The sequence below is a fragment of the Spirillospora sp. NPDC048819 genome, assembly GCF_040650055.1.
GTDB lineage: Bacteria > Actinomycetota > Actinomycetes > Streptosporangiales > Streptosporangiaceae > Spirillospora.
Genome location: NZ_JBEZGN010000041.1, coordinates 51,928 through 72,374, shown reverse-complemented (window position 1 = coordinate 72,374; position 20,447 = coordinate 51,928). Strand labels below are relative to the sequence as shown.

The window sequence follows — 20,447 nt, the reverse complement described above, 5'->3', positions numbered from 1 at the left end:
CCCCCGCGCGATCGGGCGGCTCCGCCCGGGCACGGCTCCGGATCACCGCGCTGGCTCGGGCGGGCGCGGCGTTGACCACTGAGCGTGATCCCCCGTCCCCGTCGTGGCGCGGTGCCCGGCGGCGCCTCGGGCGGCCGATCGGTGAGTCCCGTGCTGGACTGCAGCAAAACTACCGGCTCCAGCCACCTTGTCAACCGCCGCATGTTCTGCGGCGACTCCATGTTCCCCCAGCTCAGCGCCATGATCGCGAGGTGTGCGTTTTCCCGGTCAAAGATCGACGATCACGGGTGCGGCGGGCGGGCGCCCCGCCCGGTTTCAAGGGCCGGGCGGGGCGACCACGACGGTTCCGGTGGCGGTCACCGCGACGATCGGGTCGGGCAGCACCTCGGCCGCCGATTCCCCCTTGTCCGGGCGGCCCCGGCACACCACCCGGGCCTCGAACTCCATCACGCGGCTGCGGGTGCCGGCGCGGGCGAGGACGGCGGTGGTCTCCAGGACGTCGCCCGCGCGGACCGGGGCGCGGAACTGCACGTCGGAGTAGGAGGCGAACAGCCCCTCGTCTCCGTCGGTGCGGACGCACAGCTCCGTCGCCGCGTCCCCGAACAGCCCGAGGACGTAGGCGCCGTCGACCAGGTCGCCCGCGTAGTGGGCGTGGGAGTAGGGGATGTAGCGGCGGTGCGTGACCGCCAGCCCCTCGCGCGGGTCGCTCATGACTCGTCCTCCGGATCGTCGTCGCCCGCCGGGGTCTCGCCGGGGAGCAGGGCGTGCACGAGGTAGCTGGCGACCTCGGCCGGCGTGGTGCCCTTGCCGAAGATCCGGTCGACCCCGAGGTCGGCCTCGGTGACGGTGTCGAACCGGGGGCCGCCGACGACCAGCAGCGGCCGCCCCATGCCGCCGGCCACGGCGGTCGGGTACTCGGCGTGGAACGCGGCGGCCATCTGCTTGGTGTTGTGCAGGTGCGCGTTGCGCTGGGTGACGACCTGCGACACCAGGACCGCGTCGGCGTCCTCGGCCTTGGCGCGCTCGACGAGCTCGGCCACGGTGACCTGGGCGCCCATGTTGACCACCTGGATCTCGCGGTAGTACTCCAGGCCCTTCTCCCCCGCGAATCCCTTGACGTTGAGGATCGCGTCGATGCCGACGGTGTGGGCGTCGGTGCCGATGCAGGCGCCGACGACCACCAGCCGCCGGTTCAGCGCGCCGCGGATCGCCAGGTTCGCCTCCTGGGCGGTCAGCAGCGGGTAGGCGCGTTCCTCGGGGACGGGGATGGAGGCGTAGTCGACGAGGTGCCGCACCTTCCCGTACACGATGAAGAACGTGAAGTCCGGACCCATCGGCTTGGCGTGCACGACGCTGGCGGGGTCCAGGCCCATCTTCCCCGCGAGCTGCAGCGCGGCGGCGTCGGCGCGTTTGCCGGCCGGGACCGGGAGCGTGAACGACATCTGCACCATGCCGTCCCCGGTGGTGTCGCCGTAGGGGCGGATCACCTGCCGGGTGTCGGCGGGCTCGACCGGGGTCTGCGCACCGGTTCCGGGGCTCTGGACCGTCATGCGGGCACCTCCTGCTCAGCGGTGTCGGCGGGGCGGGCGGCGTGCGGGTCCTCGGAGTCGAGGATCTCGATCGCCGGGTTGACGTAGCCGTCGGCGCGGGGGACGACGCCGTCCAGGCCCTTGCCGCCGTCGGGCGGGCGGCGGGTGACGCCGAAGGTGCCCTCGGCGATCGCGGTGAGCAGGCCGTCGTCGCTGACGCGCTCCAGCAGCTCAACCGACTCCGACAGCACCCGCTTGGCGCGCTGGACGAGCATGCCGTCCGGGCGGGGCATGAAGTCCTCGGCGAGTCCGCCGCAGGCGTCGCGGACGTAGCGGACGTTCTCCAGCGCCAGGTCGCGGTCCGAGAGCCAGGGGGTGTGGATGCCCTCGGTCATCATCCCGATCAGGATGATCGACTGGCCGGTCATCACGCCGGCGAGGTTGAAGAAGGCGTCCAGCAGGTAGCCGGCGAAGATGTTGCCGGTCATGTGCTTGGTCGGCGGCATGTACTTCAGCGGCGCGCCGGGGAACAGCTCCCGGACGAGCTGGGCGTGCGCCAGCTCCAGCCGGAACGACTCGGGGATCGCCGGGTTGATCTCGAAGGCGTGGCCGAGGCCGAGCTGGGCGTCGGCCAGGCCCGCCTCGTGCCCGAACCGCTCGTTCAGCAGCTGGCTGACGATCACGGTGTGCGCGGCGTCGACCGCGTCGGCGGTGGTGAGGTAGTTGTCCTCGCCGGTGTTGATCGTGATTCCGGCGCGGGCGTGGATCTGCCGGGAGAAGCGCTGGTCGATGAACGTCCGGCGGGGGTTGATGTCGCGGAAGATGATCCCGTACATGCAGTCGTTGAGCATCATGTCCAGGCGCTCCAGCCCGGCGAGCGTCGCGATCTCCGGCATGCACAGCCCGGACGCGTAGTTCGTCAGCCGCACGTACCGGCCGAGTTCGCGGGAGACCTCGTCCAGCGCGGACCGCATCAGCCGGAAGTTCTCCCGCGTCGCGTAGGTGCCGGCGTAGCCCTCGCGCGTGGCGCCTTCGGGGACGAAGTCCAGCAGCGACTGCCCGGTAGAGCGGATGACCGCGACGACGTCGGCGCCCTCGCGCGCGGCTGCCTGCGCCTGGGGGACGTCCTCGTAGATGTCGCCGGTCGCCACGATCAGGTAGACCAGCGGCCTGGGCGGGTCCGCCGCGTCGGGGGGCGGCAGTTCGGCGAGCAGCCGGTCCCGTTCAACGCGGCGCCGGTCGACGCGGGCGATCCCGCCGCGGGCCGCCTCCCCGGCGGCCTTGCGGGCGTGCGCGGCGTCGGTTCCCGACGGCAGCCGGAACGACACGCGTCCCCGCGCCGCGGCCTGGGCGAGGTCGCCGAGGGAGCCGTGCGGGCCGTTCAGCAGCGCGTCCCAGACCGGCAGGGCCACGCCGTGCTCCAGGCCGACCTGGTCGCGGACGGCGTCGGCGAGGTGGTTGGCCCAGGGGCGCCCCCCGTCGTCGGCGCCGGTGAGGCCGGCCAGCCGCAGCAGGGCCCGCTCAACGGAGACGGTGGTGTGGGAGCGCGCCATGTCGATGATGGGCTCGGCGGCCCGGGCGGCCAGCCGCCGGGCGGTGCGCACCACCTCCGGGTCGAGGTCCAGCTTTCCCTGCGGCGCCATTGCCGTCTCCCCTCACGCAGCCGCCCCTCTCAGGCCGGTTCCATCAATCATCCTTCATACCGGGTCATCTACAGGAGATCTTCCGGCATCAACACCATATTTCACAAGAACTGGCAGGAGATCTCCCTGGCCTGCCTTCGGTGCACAGACTCATCTTCCCCCGGCCGGGCGGTCACCTCACCTTCAGGTGAGGCCCAAGCGGAACCCACCGGTAGCAACGATCCGTAAAGCTACACTCACCGATGGTGACGGTGAACGGCTCTCCGGGAGGGACATGATCGTTTACTGTGCGGCCGCGGCCTGCGCGGTCGCCGTGGTGATCATCACGAGCCGGCTGCTGCGGCGCACGCGCCGGGCCCTGGACGACCCCGACCCCGACGGCCCCACCGCCTCGCACGCCGGCGCGATGCTGTCCGCGCTGTTCCTGCTGGCGTTCGCGATCGCCGTCGTCGTGCCGTGGACGTCGTCGGACGCCGCGCGCTCCAACACCTACGCCGAGAGCCAGGCGATCGCCGAGGCGTCCTGGGCCGCGACGCGGCTGCCCGAGGCGGACGCACGGCACGTCCAGCGGGAGCTGCGCGAGTACGTCGACCTCGTCCGCGGCCCCGAATGGAGGCTCATGGAGAACGGACGGCTCAGCCCCCGCGGCTGGGCGGAACTGGACGGCCTGCGCCGCGACGTCATCGCGGTCGAGGGCGGCACCGACGAGCTCAAGGACGCCCGCGCCACCGTGCTCACCCATCTCGGCGAGATCTCCGCGGCCCGCCGGCAGCGCGCCATGGACGCCCGGACGACGCCGCCCGCCGGGCTGCTCGCCGTCACCGTCGTGACCGGGGCCGCGGTCGTGCTGCTGCCGTTCCTGGCGGGCGCCCGCCCGCGCGGCATGGCGCTGGTCCCGCTGTCGCTGATGGCCGCGCTGCTCGCCGCCGGGACGTACCTGACCGTCGACATCTCGCACGTGTTCAGCGGCGCCCTGGCCGTCGGACCGGAGGCGTTCACGGGCCTGCACGCCGAACTGCGGCGCATCGCCGGAGGTGGCTGAGCGTGCGCCGCCGCCTCGTCCTGCCCGCCGCCCTCGCCGGCGTGTTCGCCCTCCCGCCCGCCGCGCTCGCCGACCCGTCCCCGACGCCGCAGGTCAGCGTGTGCATCGAGGTGGAGATCGGGGTGGACGCCGGGCCCGTCGCCGGCGGCTGCGCGCCCCCGGCCCCGCCGCCGCCCACGTCGGAGGCGCCGACGCCGCCGCCGACCGAGACGCCGCCGGACCCGCCGTCTCCCGAGGCGCCCGAGCCGCCACCGCCCGCGACACCGGCCCCGGAGCCGCCGCCCCCCGAGCCCCGCCCGCGGCCCGCTCCCCCGCCGCCGCCCCGGACGCGGCCGGCCCCGCCGGAGCCGCCGGCGCCGGAGCGGCCCACGCCGAGCGAGGAGCCCGCGGCCCCCCGGGCGGTGAAGGCGCACGAGCCGGCCGAGCGCCGCGACCCGCTGAGCACCTCGCTGGTCCTGGTGGTCATCGCGGTCGTCGTCAGCGCGGGCACCGCGATCGCGTTCGCCCGCTGAACCGCGTTCGCCCGCTGAGCCGCCTTCGCCCGCCGACGATCCCCCGATTCCCCCAGAATCAGGGGCATGACGACGCCGCCGCTCAATGAGGCCGAACAACGGATGTGGGAGACCTTCCCACGGGGCGCATGGGTCGACCTGCGCACGGGCGACCCCGGCAGGGACGACGTCGCCGCCGCCCCGCAGTGGGGCGACGACCGGACGATCCGCGCCGAGGTGATCGCCGCGCTGCTGCTCGGCGCGGTCCCGCCGGACCCGGGCAGGCGCTCCGGGGTCCGGTTGCGCGGCGCCCGGATCCGGGGCCGCCTCGACCTCATCGGCGCCGAGGTCCCCTGCGCGCTGGTGTGCGAGTACTGCCACTTCGACGAGCCGGTCCGGCTGGTCGAGGCGACCGCCCGGACGGTGCGACTGGTGCACTCGTCCCTGCACAGCCTCAACGCGGCGCGGCTGGGCATGGACGGCATCCTCAACCTGCATCTCAGCACCGTCCGCGCCGGCGTCAGGCTCGACCGCGCCAAGATCAACGGTGAGGTGTCGCTGCGCGGCGCCCGGATCGGCCCCGGCGCGGACGGCGTCGCCGTCGCCGCCGACGGCCTGGTCGTGGACGGCGACGTCGACGCCGACGAGGCGTTCCGCGCCGACGGGCCCGTCCTGCTGCGCGGCGGCCGCGTGGAAGGACGGCTGAACCTGAACAACGCCACGATCATGGGTGCGGCCGGCCCCTCGAAGGCCCTGTCGCTCAGCCGCACCACGATCGGCGGCGGCCTCCACGCCACCGCGCTGACCGTCCACGGCGAGACCGCGCTGCGCAGCACACGGGTCCACGGCGAGGTCCTGCTCGATTCGGCGGCCCTGCGCAACCCCGGCGGCGTGGCCCTGGGCGCGGGCGGCCTCACGGTCGAGGGCCCGTTCTTCGCCCGGCGCGGATTCGCGGCCGAGGGCGAGATGCGCATGCCCGGCGCACAGATCCGCACGTTCCTCACCATCGACGGCGCGTCGCTGTCCGCGCCGGACGGCGTCGCGCTGTGGGCCGACCAGGTCACGGTGAACGACATCGACGCCACGGACCTGACCGTGGCGGGCGGCCGGGTCAGCCTGGTCGGCGCACGGGTCGGCAACGACGTCACGCTGACCGGGGCGACCCTCGACGCCGCCCGCGGCGCCCGGCGCGACGGCGAGAGGATCGCGCTGGCCGCCGACAACATCACCGTCGGCGGCACCGTCGACTGCGAGCGGCTGCGGGCCCGCGGCGAGGTCCGCGCCGTCGTGGGCCGCATCGCCGGGCGCTTCAGGCTGACCGGCGCCCGCCTGGAGAAGCCCGGCGGCCGCACCTGCCTGCGGCTGTCCCGGGCCGAGATCGCCGCCGACCTGTTCTGCACGGACCTGCACGCGACGGGAAGGGTCAGGTTGTCGGGCACCAAGGTCGGCGCGCAGGTCGACCTGACCGGCGCCCGGCTCGCCGACCCCGGCGGCATCGCCCTGGACGCCCCCACCCTGCAGGCGGGCGAGCTCGTCCTGCGGCCGTCCGAACCCGTCCAAGGCGAGGTCGTCCTGTCACACGCCCGCGTCGGCGTCCTCCGCGACGACCCGCGGACATGGGCGCCGGCGCTGTCGTTGAACGGCTTCGCCTACGAGAGCCTGGAGCCGCGCCTGCCCGCCCGCGAGCGGCTGCGCTGGCTGGCCCTCGACCCCGAAGGCCACCAGCCCCAGCCCTACGAGCGGCTGGCCGCGCACTACACCGCCCTGGGGCAGCCCGGCGAGGCACGCCGCGTCCTGCTGGCCAAGGAACGCCTCGCCCACCGCGCCGGCACCCCGGCGGGCCGGTTCTGGGGCCTGCTGCAGGAGGCCACCGTCGCCTACGGCTACCAGCCCTGGCGCGCCGCCCTGTGGCTGGCCCTGCTGGTCACGGCGGGCGGCCTGGTGTACGGCGCGCACCCGCCCCGGCCCCTCAAGGCGGACGAGGCCCCGCACTTCAACCCCGTCGTCTACACCCTCGACCTGCTGCTCCCCCTGGTCGACCTGGGACAGCAGCGCGCCTTCGACCCCGCGGGCGGCTACCAGTGGTTCTCCTACGCGCTGGTGGCCGCGGGCTGGATCCTGGTGACGGTGATCGCCGCCGCCGTGGCCCGCGTCCTGTCCCGCCGCTGACCGGGCGCTACTTGCGGCCGACGCCGCCGAACATCAGGAACCGCTCGGGCTTGTCGTCGACCTCGCCGTCCGGGCGCCACACCGGCACGTACACCAGGCCCGGGTCGAGCAGGTCCCAGCCGTCGAAGAACCGCAGGATCTCCGCGTGCGAGCGGGCCACCGCCGGGGAGGTCGCGCGGTCGTAGAGCTTGCCGATCGCCGCGGTCTTGCCCGGTTCCGCCTCGTAGGTCAGGTGCGAGACCACCAGATGGCTGCCGGGGACGCCCGCCTCGCGCAGCGCGGCGACGATCGAGGCGGGGTCCTCCTCCGGCTTCACCAGGTGCAGCGCCGCGACCAGCAGGAACGCGACCGGCCTGGTGAAATCGATCAGGCCGGTCACCCCCTCGTCGGCGAGGATCTCGCGGGGACGGCGCATGTCGGCCTGGACCACCGCCGCACGGTCGTTGCCCGCCAGGATCGTGCGGCTGTGCGCCACCGCGACGTCGTCGTTGTCGACGTAGACCACGCGCGCCTCCGGGTTGACTCCCTGAGCCACCTCGTGCACGTTGCCCTGCGTGGGAATGCCCGACCCGATGTCGATGAACTGGTCGACGCCCGATGCGGCGATCGTGCGGACCGCGCGGCGCAGGAACGCCCGGTTCGCCTGCGCGAGTTCCCGCGCCTGCGGTTCGACCCGCAGCAGCCCGGTCGCCAGATCACGATCTGACGCGAAATTGTGGTCTCCGCCGAGCAGGAAGTCGTACACCCGTGCGACGCTTGGCCTCTGGTTGTCGACCTCAGGGGGGATCCACTCGGAGTCCATTTATCGTCTCTCCCTTGACCGAGGGGTGCCGTCCGCGGCGGAATCAGCGTAACGCGGGTACCGCCAGGCGGCCCCGACGAACGGGACAGTGAAGGACCAATGTCCGAAAGACCCGCGACCCCGGTGACCGTCCTGCTGGCCCCGGACGGCCGGATCACCGGATGGAGCGAGGGCGCCGCGCGCCTGTTCGGCCGCACCGCCGGCGAGGCGCTCGGCACGGCGCTCACCGACCTGCTCGGCCGGCCCGCCGCCGCCGAGCCGCTGACGGCCGCGCTCAAACTCGCCGCCGAGGGCCGGCCGTGGAGCGGCGTCCTGCCGCTGTCGGACGCGGGCCTGTCGGCCTCCTGCGACCCGATGACCGGCGCGGACAGATCCGCGTCCGTCGCGCTGACCGTGGCGCCGCCGTGGGCGGGCGGGCTGGAGCTGCTGAGCGAGGCGGGCCGCCGCATCGGCTCCACCCTGGACCTGCACCGCACCGCCCGCGAGATCGTCGCCGTCACCGTCCCCCGGTTCGCCGACGCCGGCGCCATCTACGTCCTGGAACGGCTCCTCGCCGACGACGACCGGCCCGACGCCGAGGCCGACGGATCGGCGGTCGTGCGGCGCCTGGCGGTGTCGTTCGCCGACGACGACCCCCGCGGCTGGTCCCGCGAGTTCCCCGTCAACGAGGTCATCGTCTACCCGCCGTCCACCCCCTACGCCCGCTGCCTGGCCACCGGCCGCATGGTCGAGTTCGGCGGCGACGCGATCCAGGACGCCCTCGCCCACCGCACGGGCCGCCTCATCGACGGCCTCCTCGACCACGTCTCGCTGCTGGCGGTGCCGCTGGTCGCGCGGGGGCGCACGCTCGGGTTCGCGGTGTTCAGCCGCAAACGCGGCCGGCTGCCGTTCGCCGCCGCCGACGCCGCGCTCGCCGCCGAACTCGCCGCACGCGCCGCGACGTGCATCGACAACGCCCGCCAGTACCGGCGCGAGCACAGCACCGCGACGGCGCTGAAGGCCTCCCTGCTGCCCGCCGCCGTCGCCGTCCCGCCCGGCCTGGAGATCGCGCACCGCTACCTGCCGGCCCGCAGCGGCGTCGGCGGCGACTGGTACGACGTGGTGCCGCTGCCCGGCGACCGGATCGCCGTGGTGATCGGCGACTCGGTCGGCCACGGCGTCACCGCCGCCGCGGCGATGGGGCAGCTGCGGGTCGCCGCGCACACCCTGGCGGGCTGCGAGTTCCCGCCCGGCGAGGTGCTGGAGCGCCTGGACCAGATCGCCCAGGGCCTGGACGCCGCCCAGTTCGCCACCTGCCTGTGCCTGGTGTGCGACCCGGCCACGCTGCGCTGCGAGGTGGCGTGCGCCGGCCACCCGCCGCCGCTGCTGGCGCTGCCCGACGGGACGGCGCTGCACTTCCCCGTCCCGGACGGGCTGCCGCTCGGCGTGTCGGACGAGGCGCACCCGCCCGAGTACGGGCAGGCGCCCGCGGCGATCCCGCCGGGCGCCACCCTCGCCCTCTACACCGACGGCCTGGTCGAGAGCCGGATGCGCAACGTGGACGAGGGCATCGCCCGGCTGGCCTCCGCGCTGGTCGCCTCACAGTCGGCGAGCCTGGAGGACACCGCCGACGGCGTCCTGGCCCTCCTGTCCGACCAGCGGGGCCACGACGACATAGCCCTCCTCCTGATCCGCCCGTCCCCGCGCTGAGCGCTTCCGGCTACAGGCCGGGGATCTGGTGGTTGCGGAAGGCGTCGACGAAGTACTTGTGGTCGTCGCGGACGATCTCGGCGTACTGGGTGCCGAACGCGACCATGGCCTCGACGAACGCGGACTCGTCGGCGCCGATCACCGCGTCGATGGCGTCCTCGACCTGGAAGCCGACCAGGGAGTGGTCGGAGTCGGTGTCGGACACGCAGTGGACCTTGGCCGTGGCGCGGCCCAGGTCGTCCAGGACCGACAGCATCTCCTCCGGCTCGGTGAGGCCGCCCCAGTCCAGGTCCTCCTCGTAGGGGGACAGTTCCTGGACGACGAAGCCGACGCCGTCGATCTGGGTGTGGCCGAGCCACGGGTCGCTGTTGGCCTGCAGCGCGCGGCGCGACACCGCGGTGCGGTGCCCGTGGTGGCGGAAGTACTCGCGGATGCGGGGGTCGTCGACGACGCGGCTGGGGGCGGCGACGTTGCCCTGCTTCATCGACAGGACGACGTCGTTCTCCAGCGCCTGCGTGTTGCCCTCGACCAGGATGTTGTAGGCCGACAGCCCCGCCGAGCCGATGCCGAACCCGGAGGCGCCGACGATGTCCTTGACCTGGTAGGTCAGGCTGCCGAAGCGCTTCTCGGTCGGGATGGTCGTCAGGTACTCCTGGTAGGCGGCCTCCACCTTGGCGCGTTCCGCGTCGCCCAGGCGGCGCACGCCGGACCTGTCGCGGAACCTGCGGTCGGGCCCGTCGACCTCGGTCATGCCCTCCAGCAGGCCGATCCGGGTGCCGCCCATCGCGGCGATCAGCACGTCGCGGATGTACCCGCCGGTGGTGTCGAGCGTCAGCGCGAACTTCTCGTCGCCCTGGTGAGCGGCGAACTTGCGGACCTGGTCGACGTAGGCGCGCACGTACGTCTCGATGAGCCGGCGGATGTCGGCGTCGGAGATCGCCTTCTGCCAGGCCAGCAGCGCCAGGCTCGCGACGAGCCGCTTGACGTCCCAGGTGAAGTGGCCGACGTAGGCCTCGTCGTAGTCGTTGACGTCGAAGACGAACACGCCGTCGTCGTTCATGTAGGTGCCGAAGTTCTGCGCGTGCAGGTCGCCCTGGATCCACACGCGGCCGGTGCGCTCGTCGGCCCACGGGTCCTCGTCGCCGACGATGTCGGCGTAGAACAGGCAGGCGCTGCCGCGGTAGAACGCGAACGGGTCGGAGGCCATCTTGCGGAAGCGGCGGCGGAACTCGGCGGGGCTGCGCTCCATCAGGTCCGAGAACGCGTCGACCAGGACGTCGACGATCTGCGCTTGACGCTCCTTGGGGTCCCGCCCGCGCAGGTCCTCGGTGATGCTCGCCATGCTCGGCTCTCCCTCGATGATCGGGTGGTCCCCGCCGCTGCCGGGGCTTTCCCGGTCATTGTGCCGAATCGTGCCCCGTCCTGGCGGTGAACAACGCGCGAACCGCCGGTTCGGACCGCACCAGGTCCAGCGCGGCCGCGGCGTGCCCGGGGACGTAGCCGTTCCCGATGAGCATGGTGACGTCGGCGGCGAGGCCCTCGGCGCCGAGCGCGGCGGCCGGGAACGACGTCGCCATCGAGAAGAACACGACGGTGCCTCCGGGCGCGGTCGCCAGGATCGCGCCGTGCTCGCAGCCGGGCACGTCCACGCACACGACGGTGACGTCGGCGGGCCCGCCGTGCGCGCCCTCGATCGCCGCCGCGACGGCGACGGGGTCGCGGGCGTCGGCGCGGACGACGGCGTCGGCGAGGCCGGCGGCGGCCAGCCGCTCCTCCTCCGCGGCGGTCGGCACGAGCCCGATCAGCCGGGACGCGCCCGCGCGGCGGGCCGCGGCAAGCGACAGCGAACCGCTCTTGCCGGCCGCGCCGAGCACCGCCACGGCGGGGGCCCTCTCGCGGGAGGCGACGACGCGGTGGGTGAGGGCGGGCGCGCCGCACACGTCCATGACGGCGAGGGCCAGCGGGACGGGCAGGTCGCCGGGCAGCACCGCGGCGATGGAGCGGGCGAACAGGATGGCGTGCCCCCGCGCGGGGACCTGCTCCGACAGCCCGTCCCAGCCGGCCAGGCCGTCGGTGATCGCCAGCGGGGTGAGGGTCAGCGACACGAGCGTGGCGACGCGGTCTCCCGGCTCGAGCCCGAGCGGCGACTCCGGGCCGGTCTCCTCGACGACGCCGACGAGCATGCCGCCCGACCCGGTCACGGGGTTGTGCATCTTGCCGCGCTCGCCGACGATCCGCAGCACCTCGGCGCGGATCGCGTCCGGGTCGCCGCCGTGCGCGGTGTGCAGCTGCCGGTAGGACGCGGCGTCCAGGTTGAGCCGCTCGACCCCGATGCGGACCTCGTCCGGCCGGATCCGCGGGTCGGCGTCCAGCCGCCGCGCCGCCTGCGGCAGTACGCCCGCGGGCTCCAGCACCCGGTGCAGCCCCACCGCCGTGCCGGTGCCGCCGCCGTCGCTCATCGTCGTCCCGTCCTCTCCTTGAACCGGATGGTCTTACGCAAGATATATCGGGTATCACTGGTTCCAACGGAAGTCTTCCCGTAACGTCGGCCCTATACAAGATTTTTATGCGATCAATGAGGCGAGGAGGCGGTCGACGATGACCACTGCCCTGCACCCGGACCAGGACGCGGCCGTCCTTTCCGAAGAGACCGCACGCCAGCCGTACGTCTACCGGCGGCGGCCCCTGGAGGAGCCCGACTGGCGGCGCCTGCCCGGCTGGCGCGACGTCACGCCGGACGAGTGGGAGTCGGCGCAATGGCAGCGCGCCCACTGCGTGAAGAACCTGCGGCAGCTCCGCCGGGTCATGGGCGACCTGCTGGACGAGTCGTTCTACGCCGACCTGGAACGCGACCAGGCCGAGCGCGCGACGATGTCGATGCTGCTGCCGCCGCAGATGCTCAACACCATGGACTCCTCCTCCACCGAGGCGTTCCACGCCGACCCGGTGCGGCGGTACATGCTCCCCGTCTTCAGCGACCGGCGCACAGACTGGCCGTCCCACCCCCACGCCACCCGCGACTCGCTGCACGAGGCCGAGATGTGGGCCGTCGAGGGCCTCACCCACCGCTACCCCACCAAGGTCCTCGCCGAGCTGCTGCCGACGTGCCCGCAGTACTGCGGCCACTGCACCCGCATGGACCTGGTCGGCAACTCCACCCCGAACGTCGACAAGCACAAGTTCACCATCAAGCCGCCGGACCGGCTCGGCGCCATGCTCGACTACCTGCGCCGCACCCCCGGCGTCCGCGACGTCGTCGTCTCGGGCGGCGACGTCGCCAACATGCCGTGGGCGAGGCTGGAGTCGTTCGTCGACTCCCTGCTCGACATCGACAGCATCCGCGACATCCGCCTGGCCAGCAAGGCGCTCATGGGACTGCCGCAGCACTGGCTGCAGGACGACGTCCGCGCCGGCATGGAGCGGCTCGCCGCCAAGGCGCACGAACGCAACGCCCAGATCGCGATCCACACCCACGTCAACGCCGCCCAGTCGGTCACGCCGCTGGTGGCGAAGGCGGCCCGCGCGATGCTCGACACCGGCATCCGCGACGTCCGCAACCAGGGCGTGCTGCTGCGCGGCGTCAACGACTCCCCCGCCGCGCTGCTCGACCTGTCGTTCGCGCTGCTGGACGAGGCCGGGATCATGCCGTACTACCTTTACATGTGCGACATGATCCCCTACAGCGAGCACTGGCGGCTGGCGGTCTGGGAGGCGCAGGAACTGCAGCACGCCATCATGGGCTACCTGCCCGGCTTCGCCACCCCGCGGATCGTGTGCGACGTCCCCTACGTGGGCAAGCGCTGGGTGCACCAGCTCGCCGGCTACGACCGCGAGCGCGGCGTCTCCTACTGGACGAAGAACTACCGCACCGGGCTGGAGGCGTCCGACCCCGACGCGCTGACCAGGCGGTACGAGTACCACGACCCGATCTACACGCTGCCGGAGCGGGGCCGGGAGTGGTGGCGGGAGCAGTCCCGGGCCGCGTGAGACCGCGGCGGGGCTGGCTTCGCGGTGACCCGGCCCGGCGCCTTTACGTTGTAGATCAGGAATGGGACGGATTACCCTCGTGCGGATGACTACCGACCCGACCGCCCGGTTCCCCGCCGGCGCGGCCGTCACCGCCGCCGACCTCGAGGACGACCCGCACCCGCACCTGGCGCGGCTGCGGGCGCACGAGCCCGTCTCCTGGCTCCCGGCGCTGGACGGCTGGCTGGTGACCTCCCGCGACCTGGCGCTGCGGGTGATGCGCGACGCCGCCGCGTTCACCGTCGACGACCCGCGCTTCTCCACCGCGCAGGTCGTCGGGCCGAGCATGCTGTCGCTGGACGGCCCCACCCACACCCGGCACCGCGACCCGTTCGCGCGCCCCTTCCGGCCCGCCCGGACCCGCGAGCGGTTCACCGCGTTCGTGGAGGCCGAGGCCGGCCGGCTCGTCGCCGGTCTCGCGCCCGCGGGCCGCGCCGAACTGCGCGGCGAACTGGCCGGGCCGCTGGCCGTCGCCGTCGTCACCGAGGCGCTGGGCCTGGACGGGGTCGACCCCGCGACCGTCCGGTCCTGGTACGGCGCGTTCGTCGAGGCCGTCTCCGCCATCACCGCGGGCGGCACCGCCCCGGCGCGCGCGGACGAGGCGTACCGCCTGCTCAGCGCGGCCGTCGAGCAGGCGATCACCGCGTCGCGTCCCGGGTCGCTGCTCGCCGAGGCCGCGCAAAACGAAACGCCGCCGGCCGGGCCCCGCCCCCTGGCCACCGCCGAGGTCGTAGCGAACGCGGCGATCCTCATGTTCGGCGGCATCGACACCACCGAAGGCATGATCGCCAACACCGTCCTGCATCTGCTGGGGCATCCCGATCAGCTCCGGCTCGTCCTCGACGACCGGGACCTGCTGCCCGCCGCGATCGAGGAGTCGCTGCGGCTGGAGCCGTCGGCGTCGGTCGTGGACCGCTACGCCACCCGCGACGCCGAACTCGGCGGGACGCCCGTGCGCGAGGGCGACCTCGTCCGGGTGTCGATCGCCGGAGCCAACCGCGACCCGGCCATGTTCGACGACCCGGACCGCTTCGACGTGCGGCGCCACAACGCCGCCGAGCACCTGGCGTTCGCGCACGGCCCGCACTTCTGCTTCGGCGCCCACCTGGCCCGCCTGGAGGCCCGCACGGCCCTCACCGAGCTGCTGGACCGGCTTCCGGGGCTGCGGCTCGACCCGGCCCGGCCCGCGCGGCCGCGCGGCCTGGTGTTCCGCAAGCCGCCGCGCCTGGACGTCCGCTGGGACACCTGACGGCCGGTTCCGGACCGTGCCAAATGTCCCTCTGACCTCGCCTTTATGGGAGCATCTCCGAATGGATGTCGAACGCCGGGTCACGCTGCGCTTCGCCGAGGAAAGCCGCGAAGCCGAGACGCACACCAACCTTTCCGCCGTGCGCCAGGACGGCCGCTGCCTGTGGGTCGCGGGCGACGAGACGGCCACCATCGAGCGGCTGACCGCCGTCGTCGGCGAGGACGGGCGCGTCAACGGCTACGACGGGCACGCCACCGTGAACCTCGCCGACCTGGTCCCGCTGCCCGCCGGCCCCGACGAGGAGGCCGACATCGAGGGCCTGGCGCGCGGCAACGGCTGGCTGTGGGCCATCGGGTCGCACAGCCTCAAGCGCAAGAAGATCAAGCCGGGGCAGAGCGACGCGAAGTCCCGCAAGCGGCTGGCCACCGTCGTGCGCGAGGACAACCGGTTCATCCTGGCCCGCCTCCCCCTGGTCAGCGGCGGCGACGGGCTGCCCGAGGTCGTCCGCGAGGACGGCGGCCGCACCGCGGCCGTGCTCGGCCTGCGCAAGGACTCCATCACCGACCTGCTGGAGGACGACCCGCACCTGGCGCCGTTCCTGTCGATCCCGAGCAAGGACAACGGCATCGACATCGAGGGCATCGCCGCCCACGGGGACCGCCTCTACATCGGCCTGCGCGGGCCGGTGCTGCGCGGCTGGGCCGTCCTCATCGAGATCCGCCCCGGCACCGACCCGAACGACCCGCAGCGGCTGCGGCTGCTCCCGGTCGGGGACGGCGAGGCCCTCTACCGCACCCACTTCATGGACCTCGGCGGCCTCGGCATCCGGGACCTGTGCCCGCACGGCGACGACCTGCTCGTCCTCACCGGGCCGAGCATGGACCTGGACGGGCCGGTGCGGGTCGTGCGGTGGCGGGGCGCGGCCAAGGCCGACGCCCCCGAGATCGTCACCTCTGAGGACCTGGAAGTGCTGGGCGACCTTCCCTACGGCGACGGCGACGACCACGCCGAGGGCATCGCGGTCCTGGACGAGCCGGACGCCGCGGGGCTCGGCGTCCTGGTCGTCTACGACAGCCCGTCCCCCGAGCGGCTGACCGAGGACGGCGGCGTCATCGCCGACGTGGTGCGCCTCGGCGGCTGACGCCCGCGGCCGCCACCCGAATAAGCGCTCGCTTGCGCACTCTGCTTGGATGGGTCGGGTATCCGGCAGGAAGGCAAGACGAGCATGATCGAGTGGTCCGACGAAGACCTGATGATCCGGGACGCGGTGCGCGGCTGGATCGACGCCGAGGTCCGGCCGAACCTGGACGCGCTGGAGTCGGGCGACCTACCGCCGTACGACCTGCTCCGCGGCCTCTACAAGACGTTCGGCATGGACGAGATGGCCCGCGCGTCCTTCCGGGCCCGCAAGGAGCGGGAACGGGGGGACGCGGCGGGCGACGCCGACGCGGACGGCGGCGGGGACGGGGAACGGTCCGGCGGCGGCAACCCGGCGATGTCCATGCTGCCGATCGTCGAGCTGTGCAAGGTCGCCCCCGGCCTGGTCTCGGCGATGGGCGTCAGCTTCGGCCTCGCCGCCGGGACGATCATGAAGCGCGGGACGCCCGAGCAGCGCGAGCGCTGGGCCCTGGACCTGCTCACCCTGGAGAAGGTCGGCGCCTGGGCCATCACCGAGCCCGGCTCCGGATCCGACGCGTTCGGCGGCATGCAGGCCACCGCGAAGAAGGTCGGTGACGAGTACGTCCTCGACGGCAGCAAGACCTTCATCACCAACGGCCCCTACGCCGACACCATCGTCTTCTACTGCAAACTCGACGACGGGCGGGAACCGCGCGACCGCGAGATCCTCACCTTCGTCCTGGACCGGGGCATGGACGGCCTGGACCAGAGCAGGCCGCTGCGCAAGATGGGCCTGCACTCCTCGCCCACCGGCGAGCTGTTCCTCAACGACGTCCGCGCCGGCGCCGACCGGCTCCTGGCGTCCGGCTCCGGCAGCGGCAAGGACTCCGCCAAGCAGAACTTCGTCACCGAGCGCGCCGGCGTCACCGCGATGGCGCTCGGCGTCATCGAGGAGTGCCTGAAGCTGTCGGTCGAGTACGCCAAGACCCGCGAGCTGTGGGGGCAGCGGATCGGCGACTTCCAGCTCATCCAGCTGAAGCTGGCGAAGATGGAGGTCGCGCGGCTCAACGTCCAGAACCTGGTGTTCCGGCACATCGAGATGCAGCGCGCCGGGCGCACCCCCACCCTGGCCGAGGCGTCGGCGATGAAGCTGTACTCCGCGCAGGCCGCCAGCGAGGTCGCGCAGGAGGCCGTGCAGCTGTTCGGCGGCAACGGCTACATGAGCGAGTACCGCGTCGAGCAGCTCGCCCGCGACGCCAAGTCGTTCCAGATCTACGCCGGCACCGACGAGATCCAGATCACCCACATCGCCCGCGACCTCCTGTCGTCGTAGCCGAAGTCCCCGCGAACTTTCGCGGACGGTCCGCCGTCGGAAAGGTGGGGGGCGGGTGAGGGCGATCACCCGTCCCCTGCCGAAGTCCTTTCCTGGACAAGCCGACGATGGGGACTGGATACTCACAGCTATGGACGGTCAGCCCTCATTCCCGGTGAGAGCGTCCGACATGGAACGGGACCGGGTTCTGCGCGTCCTCAGCGACCGCGTGGCCGAGGGCCGGATGTCGAACGAGACGTTCGAGCGCCGCGTCGACCAGGTGCTCCAGGCCCGCAACCGGGCCGAGCTGGCCGACATCGTGCACGACCTGCCGCCCCCCGGCCGGGTCGTCCGCCGCCTGACCGGCATCATCTCCTCGGTGTCGCAGGTGACGGCGCGGGTCGAGGCGGCCTGGCGGGCGCCGCGGCTGCCGCGGTTCATGCTGCCGCCCGGCGACCTCAAGCGCATCGTGGTCGGCCGCGCGCCCGGCTGCCAGTTCATCCTCACCGACCTGACCGTCTCCCGGTTCCACGCCGAGATCTACCGGGCCGACGAGGGCTGGATGATCTCCGACCTCGGGTCGATGAACGGCACCCGGGTCAACGGGTGGCGGCTGACCGGCCCGGCCCGCGTCCGGCCCGGCGACGAGGTCGGCTTCGGCAACTCCAGCTTCATCGCCACCGCCCCCTGAACACGCTGCGTGAACACTCCTCCGGGACCCTCTAGTGTGGCCTGGGGGAAGGAGCCGCCGTGCAGATCGGATTCGCCGTGCCGGTGTCGGGAGCGTGGTCCACGCCGGAGAACCAGGTGCGGGTGGCGCGGCGCGCCGAGGAGCTCGGCTACCACTCCCTGTGGACGCTGCAGCGCGTCCTGAACCCCGCGGCGCCGTCGGACGAGACCTACCGCCGGGTGCCCGACCCGCTGGTGACGCTCGCCTACCTGGCGGGGCACACCGCCCGCGTGCGGCTGGGCGTCGCCGTCCTCAACCTGCCGTTCTACTCGCCGCCGATGCTCGCCAAGCAGGCCGCCACCCTCGACCACGTCAGCGGCGGGCGGCTCGACCTCGGGCTCGGGCTCGGCTGGATGCGCGAGGAGTTCGCCGCGGTCGGCGCGCCGATGGAGCACCGCGGCGCCCGCGCGGAGGAGTTCCTCGCCGCGCTGCGCGCCCTGTGGAGCGGCGGCCCCGGGGAGCCCTCGGAGTTCCACGGCGAGTTCTACGACATCCCGCCGGTCGTCCAGGAGCCGAAGCCGCTGCAGACTCCCGAGATCCCGATCCTGCTGGGCGGCGGCGCCGAGCCCGCGCTGCGGCGCGCCGGGCGGCTGGCGGCGGGATGGGTCAGTTCGAGCCGCGCCGACCTCGGGGCGATCGGACGTTCCATCGGGATCGTCCGGGAGGCCGCGGAGCGGGCCGGGCGGGACCCGTCGGCGCTGCGGTTCGTGTGCCGGGGCGCGGTCCGGGTGCGGCCCGCCGGGCGCGCGGGCCGGCGTCCCCTCACCGGGTCCGCCGAGGAGATACGCGGCGACTTCGAGGACCTCGCCGCCCAAGGGGTGACCGAGGCGTTCGCCGACCTCAACTTCGACCCCGAGGTGAGCGGGCCGGACGCGGACACGGGCGCCGCGATGGACCGCGCGCTGCGGGCCCTGGACGCCTTCGCGCCGGGCGGCTGAGCGGCGTCACAGCGGCGGGCGGCGCGACTCCCAGGGGGTGCTGAGCACGACCGTCGTCCGCGTCGCGACGTTCGCGGCGGCGCGGATCTTCTGCAGCAGGTCCTCCAGCTCGTTCGGCGACCCGACCCGCACCTTGAGGATGTAGCTCTCCTCCCCCGCCACCGAATGGCACGCCTCGATCGCCTGCAGATGGGCGAGCCGGTCGGGCGCGTCGTCCGGGGCGGCCGGATCGATCGGCTTGATCGAGATGAACGCCGTCAGCGGCAGCCCGATCTGGCGGCTGTCCAGCTGCGCCGCGAACCCCGTGATGATTCCGCGCTTCTGCAGCCGCCGGACGCGCTGATGCACGGCCGACACCGACAGGCCGGTCTCCTTCGCCAGGTCGGTGAAACTCATCCGCCCGTCGTCGGCCAGCAGCGCCATGATCTGACGATCGATCTCCTCCACGCGGGAAATCTAGCGTGCCCGGGCCTGTTTCCGGGACCCTTTTCCACGGCGGCCGGCGGCGCGACCCCCCGGCCGGCGCGCGGTGCGATCGGGCGCGCGGTGCGCCGGTGCCATCGGGTGCGCGGTCCGAGGTGTTACCGGCGCGCGGTGCGCAGCGGTCCGCAGCTGCCGCGGACGACCAGTTCGGTCGGCAGCAGGACCGGCCCTCCCCTGCCCCGGCGCGCGGGCTCGCGCAGCAGCGTCTCGCAGGCGCGGTAGCCGATGTCGCGGGCGGGGCGGGCGACGGCGGTGAGCGGCGGGTCGCACAGCTCCGCCCACGCGACGTCGTCGACCATCGCGATCGACACGTCGGCGGGCACCCGCAGGTCCAGCTCGCGGGCCACCAGGACGGCGGCCTCGCCGAGCAGGTGCCCGGCGGCGAGGACGGCGGTGACGTCGTCGCGGCGCTGCAGCAGCCCGGCGGCGGCCGCGTAGGCGGCGTCGCTGGCCGGGCGGGCGGCGACGACCAGGTCCTCCTCCACGGGTACGCCGAGCTGGGCGAGGGTGGCGCGGAACGCGTCCTCCCGCACGCGCGACGGGCTGCCGGGGGCGGCGCCGAGGAACCCGATGCGGCGGTGCCCGAGCCCGGTGAGGTACTCGGTGAGGGACCGCACGCCGCCGGCGTCGTCGGCGAGGACGGCGGGGATCTCCGGCAGCCCCGGCAGGACGCGGCCCGCGAACACGACGCTGGAGCACACGCGGGCGGCGCCGCGCCAGTCGGCCTCGGCGCCGGCGGGCAGCGCGATGACGCCGTCGACGCGCTGCCCGACCAGCCGTTCGACGATCTCGGCCTCGCGGGACGGGTCGCCGTGCGCGGCGTCCACGATGACGTGCTCGCCGAGGGTGCGGGCGCAGGCGAGCACGCCGGCGATCAGCTCGGCGCAGAACGGGTCGGTGACGTCGGGGACGATCAGGCCGATGCCGCCGCTGCGGCGCAGCTTGAGGCCGCGGCCGAGGGCGCTCGGGCGGTAGTCCAGGTCGCGGGCCGCGGCCAGGACGCGCTCGCGGGTGGCGGCGCTGACCGAGCCGGAGCCGGAGAACACCCGCGACACCGTGGCGATCCCGACGCCCGCCGACGCCGCCACGTCCTTGATCGTCGCCGGCCGCCCCGTCATCCGGTCACCGCCCCTCCGCCCGGGTTTTCGATCATCTTCTCACAACCTCCCCTCCCCTGGAAACGTTTCCATAATGTTTACTCCGGGAAGTGCAACATAACCCCTGT

At 73.6% G+C, this 20,447-nt stretch carries 18 protein-coding genes; 10 read left to right on the top strand and 8 right to left on the bottom strand.

Features of this window, described 5'->3' with window-relative positions; translation table 11 throughout:
• Window positions 1-315: 315 nt before the first annotated feature.
• Genes AB0C35_RS38285 through AB0C35_RS38275 form a run of 3 tightly spaced genes read right to left on the bottom strand, consistent with a single transcriptional unit; the run spans window position 316 to window position 3,172 of the window.
• Complete coding sequence (locus tag AB0C35_RS38285) at window positions 316-711, bottom strand: hotdog fold domain-containing protein (protein ID WP_358467044.1); 396 nt, start codon at window positions 709-711, stop codon at window positions 316-318.
• Window positions 708-1,550: an OAM dimerization domain-containing protein gene (locus tag AB0C35_RS38280; protein ID WP_358467042.1), complete on the bottom strand. Its 843-nt coding sequence runs from the start codon at window positions 1,548-1,550 to the stop codon at window positions 708-710. Before AB0C35_RS38280 ends, AB0C35_RS38285 begins: the two co-directional genes overlap by 4 nt.
• A complete protein-coding gene (locus tag AB0C35_RS38275; RefSeq protein ID WP_358467040.1) occupies window positions 1,547-3,172 on the bottom strand; it encodes a lysine 5,6-aminomutase subunit alpha in 1,626 nt (541 codons plus the stop codon). The genes AB0C35_RS38280 and AB0C35_RS38275 overlap by 4 nt, the downstream gene beginning before the upstream one ends.
• A 274-nt stretch (window positions 3,173-3,446) precedes the next feature.
• On the opposite strand from AB0C35_RS38275, the gene AB0C35_RS38270 reads away from it, so the two are divergent.
• The 3 genes from AB0C35_RS38270 to AB0C35_RS38260 all read left to right on the top strand — a co-directional run bounded on the left by AB0C35_RS38270 (window position 3,447) and on the right by AB0C35_RS38260 (window position 6,874).
• On the top strand, window positions 3,447-4,214 hold the full coding sequence (locus tag AB0C35_RS38270; RefSeq protein WP_358467038.1) for a hypothetical protein: 768 nt from the start codon (window positions 3,447-3,449) through the stop codon (window positions 4,212-4,214).
• A 2-nt stretch (window positions 4,215-4,216) separates the two neighbouring features.
• Window positions 4,217-4,726, top strand: coding sequence for a hypothetical protein (locus AB0C35_RS38265; RefSeq protein ID WP_358467036.1), 510 nt, complete (start codon window positions 4,217-4,219; stop codon window positions 4,724-4,726).
• 66 nt (window positions 4,727-4,792) lie between these two features.
• A complete protein-coding gene (locus AB0C35_RS38260) occupies window positions 4,793-6,874 on the top strand; it encodes a hypothetical protein (protein ID WP_358467034.1) in 2,082 nt (693 codons plus the stop codon).
• 7 nt (window positions 6,875-6,881) lie between these two features.
• On the opposite strand, the gene AB0C35_RS38255 is transcribed toward AB0C35_RS38260, so the two are convergent.
• The gene (locus tag AB0C35_RS38255; protein WP_358467032.1) at window positions 6,882-7,676 is read right to left on the bottom strand and encodes an SAM-dependent methyltransferase; all 795 of its coding nucleotides are present in this window, start codon (window positions 7,674-7,676) and stop codon (window positions 6,882-6,884) included.
• Window positions 7,677-7,775: 99 nt separating this feature from the next.
• Between AB0C35_RS38255 and AB0C35_RS38250 the strand changes: the two genes are divergently transcribed.
• Window positions 7,776-9,365, top strand: coding sequence for a SpoIIE family protein phosphatase (locus AB0C35_RS38250; RefSeq protein ID WP_358467030.1), 1,590 nt, complete (start codon window positions 7,776-7,778; stop codon window positions 9,363-9,365).
• Window positions 9,366-9,375: 10 nt separating this feature from the next.
• Here the strand turns inward: AB0C35_RS38250 and AB0C35_RS38245 are convergent, their stop codons facing one another.
• Together AB0C35_RS38245 and AB0C35_RS38240 are read right to left on the bottom strand one after the other, a co-directional pair.
• Window positions 9,376-10,707 carry a DUF2252 domain-containing protein gene (locus tag AB0C35_RS38245; protein WP_358467028.1) on the bottom strand — a complete coding sequence of 444 codons (1,332 nt, stop codon included), beginning with the start codon at window positions 10,705-10,707 and terminating at the stop codon, window positions 9,376-9,378.
• 55 nt (window positions 10,708-10,762) lie between these two features.
• Window positions 10,763-11,824, bottom strand: coding sequence for an L-erythro-3,5-diaminohexanoate dehydrogenase (locus AB0C35_RS38240; RefSeq protein ID WP_358467026.1), 1,062 nt, complete (start codon window positions 11,822-11,824; stop codon window positions 10,763-10,765).
• A 139-nt stretch (window positions 11,825-11,963) separates the two neighbouring features.
• On the opposite strand from AB0C35_RS38240, the gene AB0C35_RS38235 reads away from it, so the two are divergent.
• The 6 genes from AB0C35_RS38235 to AB0C35_RS38210 all read left to right on the top strand — a co-directional run bounded on the left by AB0C35_RS38235 (window position 11,964) and on the right by AB0C35_RS38210 (window position 18,739).
• A complete protein-coding gene (locus AB0C35_RS38235; RefSeq protein ID WP_358467024.1) occupies window positions 11,964-13,352 on the top strand; it encodes a lysine 2,3-aminomutase in 1,389 nt (462 codons plus the stop codon).
• A gap of 85 nt (window positions 13,353-13,437) precedes the next feature.
• Window positions 13,438-14,640 (top strand): cytochrome P450, encoded by a 1,203-nt coding sequence (locus tag AB0C35_RS38230; protein WP_358467022.1) that lies wholly within the window; start codon window positions 13,438-13,440, stop codon window positions 14,638-14,640.
• A 61-nt stretch (window positions 14,641-14,701) separates the two neighbouring features.
• Window positions 14,702-15,781 (top strand): DUF3616 domain-containing protein, encoded by a 1,080-nt coding sequence (locus AB0C35_RS38225; protein ID WP_358467020.1) that lies wholly within the window; start codon window positions 14,702-14,704, stop codon window positions 15,779-15,781.
• A gap of 84 nt (window positions 15,782-15,865) precedes the next feature.
• A complete protein-coding gene (locus AB0C35_RS38220; RefSeq protein WP_358467018.1) occupies window positions 15,866-17,092 on the top strand; it encodes an acyl-CoA dehydrogenase family protein in 1,227 nt (408 codons plus the stop codon).
• A gap of 130 nt (window positions 17,093-17,222) precedes the next feature.
• On the top strand, window positions 17,223-17,762 hold the full coding sequence (locus AB0C35_RS38215; protein WP_358467016.1) for a DUF1707 and FHA domain-containing protein: 540 nt from the start codon (window positions 17,223-17,225) through the stop codon (window positions 17,760-17,762).
• A 59-nt stretch (window positions 17,763-17,821) separates the two neighbouring features.
• Window positions 17,822-18,739 carry a TIGR03619 family F420-dependent LLM class oxidoreductase gene (locus AB0C35_RS38210; RefSeq protein ID WP_358467014.1) on the top strand — a complete coding sequence of 306 codons (918 nt, stop codon included), beginning with the start codon at window positions 17,822-17,824 and terminating at the stop codon, window positions 18,737-18,739.
• Window positions 18,740-18,745: 6 nt separating this feature from the next.
• Here the strand turns inward: AB0C35_RS38210 and AB0C35_RS38205 are convergent, their stop codons facing one another.
• Together AB0C35_RS38205 and AB0C35_RS38200 are read right to left on the bottom strand one after the other, a co-directional pair.
• Window positions 18,746-19,186: an Lrp/AsnC family transcriptional regulator gene (locus AB0C35_RS38205; protein ID WP_358467012.1), complete on the bottom strand. Its 441-nt coding sequence runs from the start codon at window positions 19,184-19,186 to the stop codon at window positions 18,746-18,748.
• 134 nt (window positions 19,187-19,320) lie between these two features.
• Entirely contained in the window at window positions 19,321-20,340 is a 1,020-nt protein-coding gene (locus tag AB0C35_RS38200; protein WP_358467010.1) for a LacI family DNA-binding transcriptional regulator, read from the bottom strand.
• Window positions 20,341-20,447 lie beyond the last annotated feature (107 nt).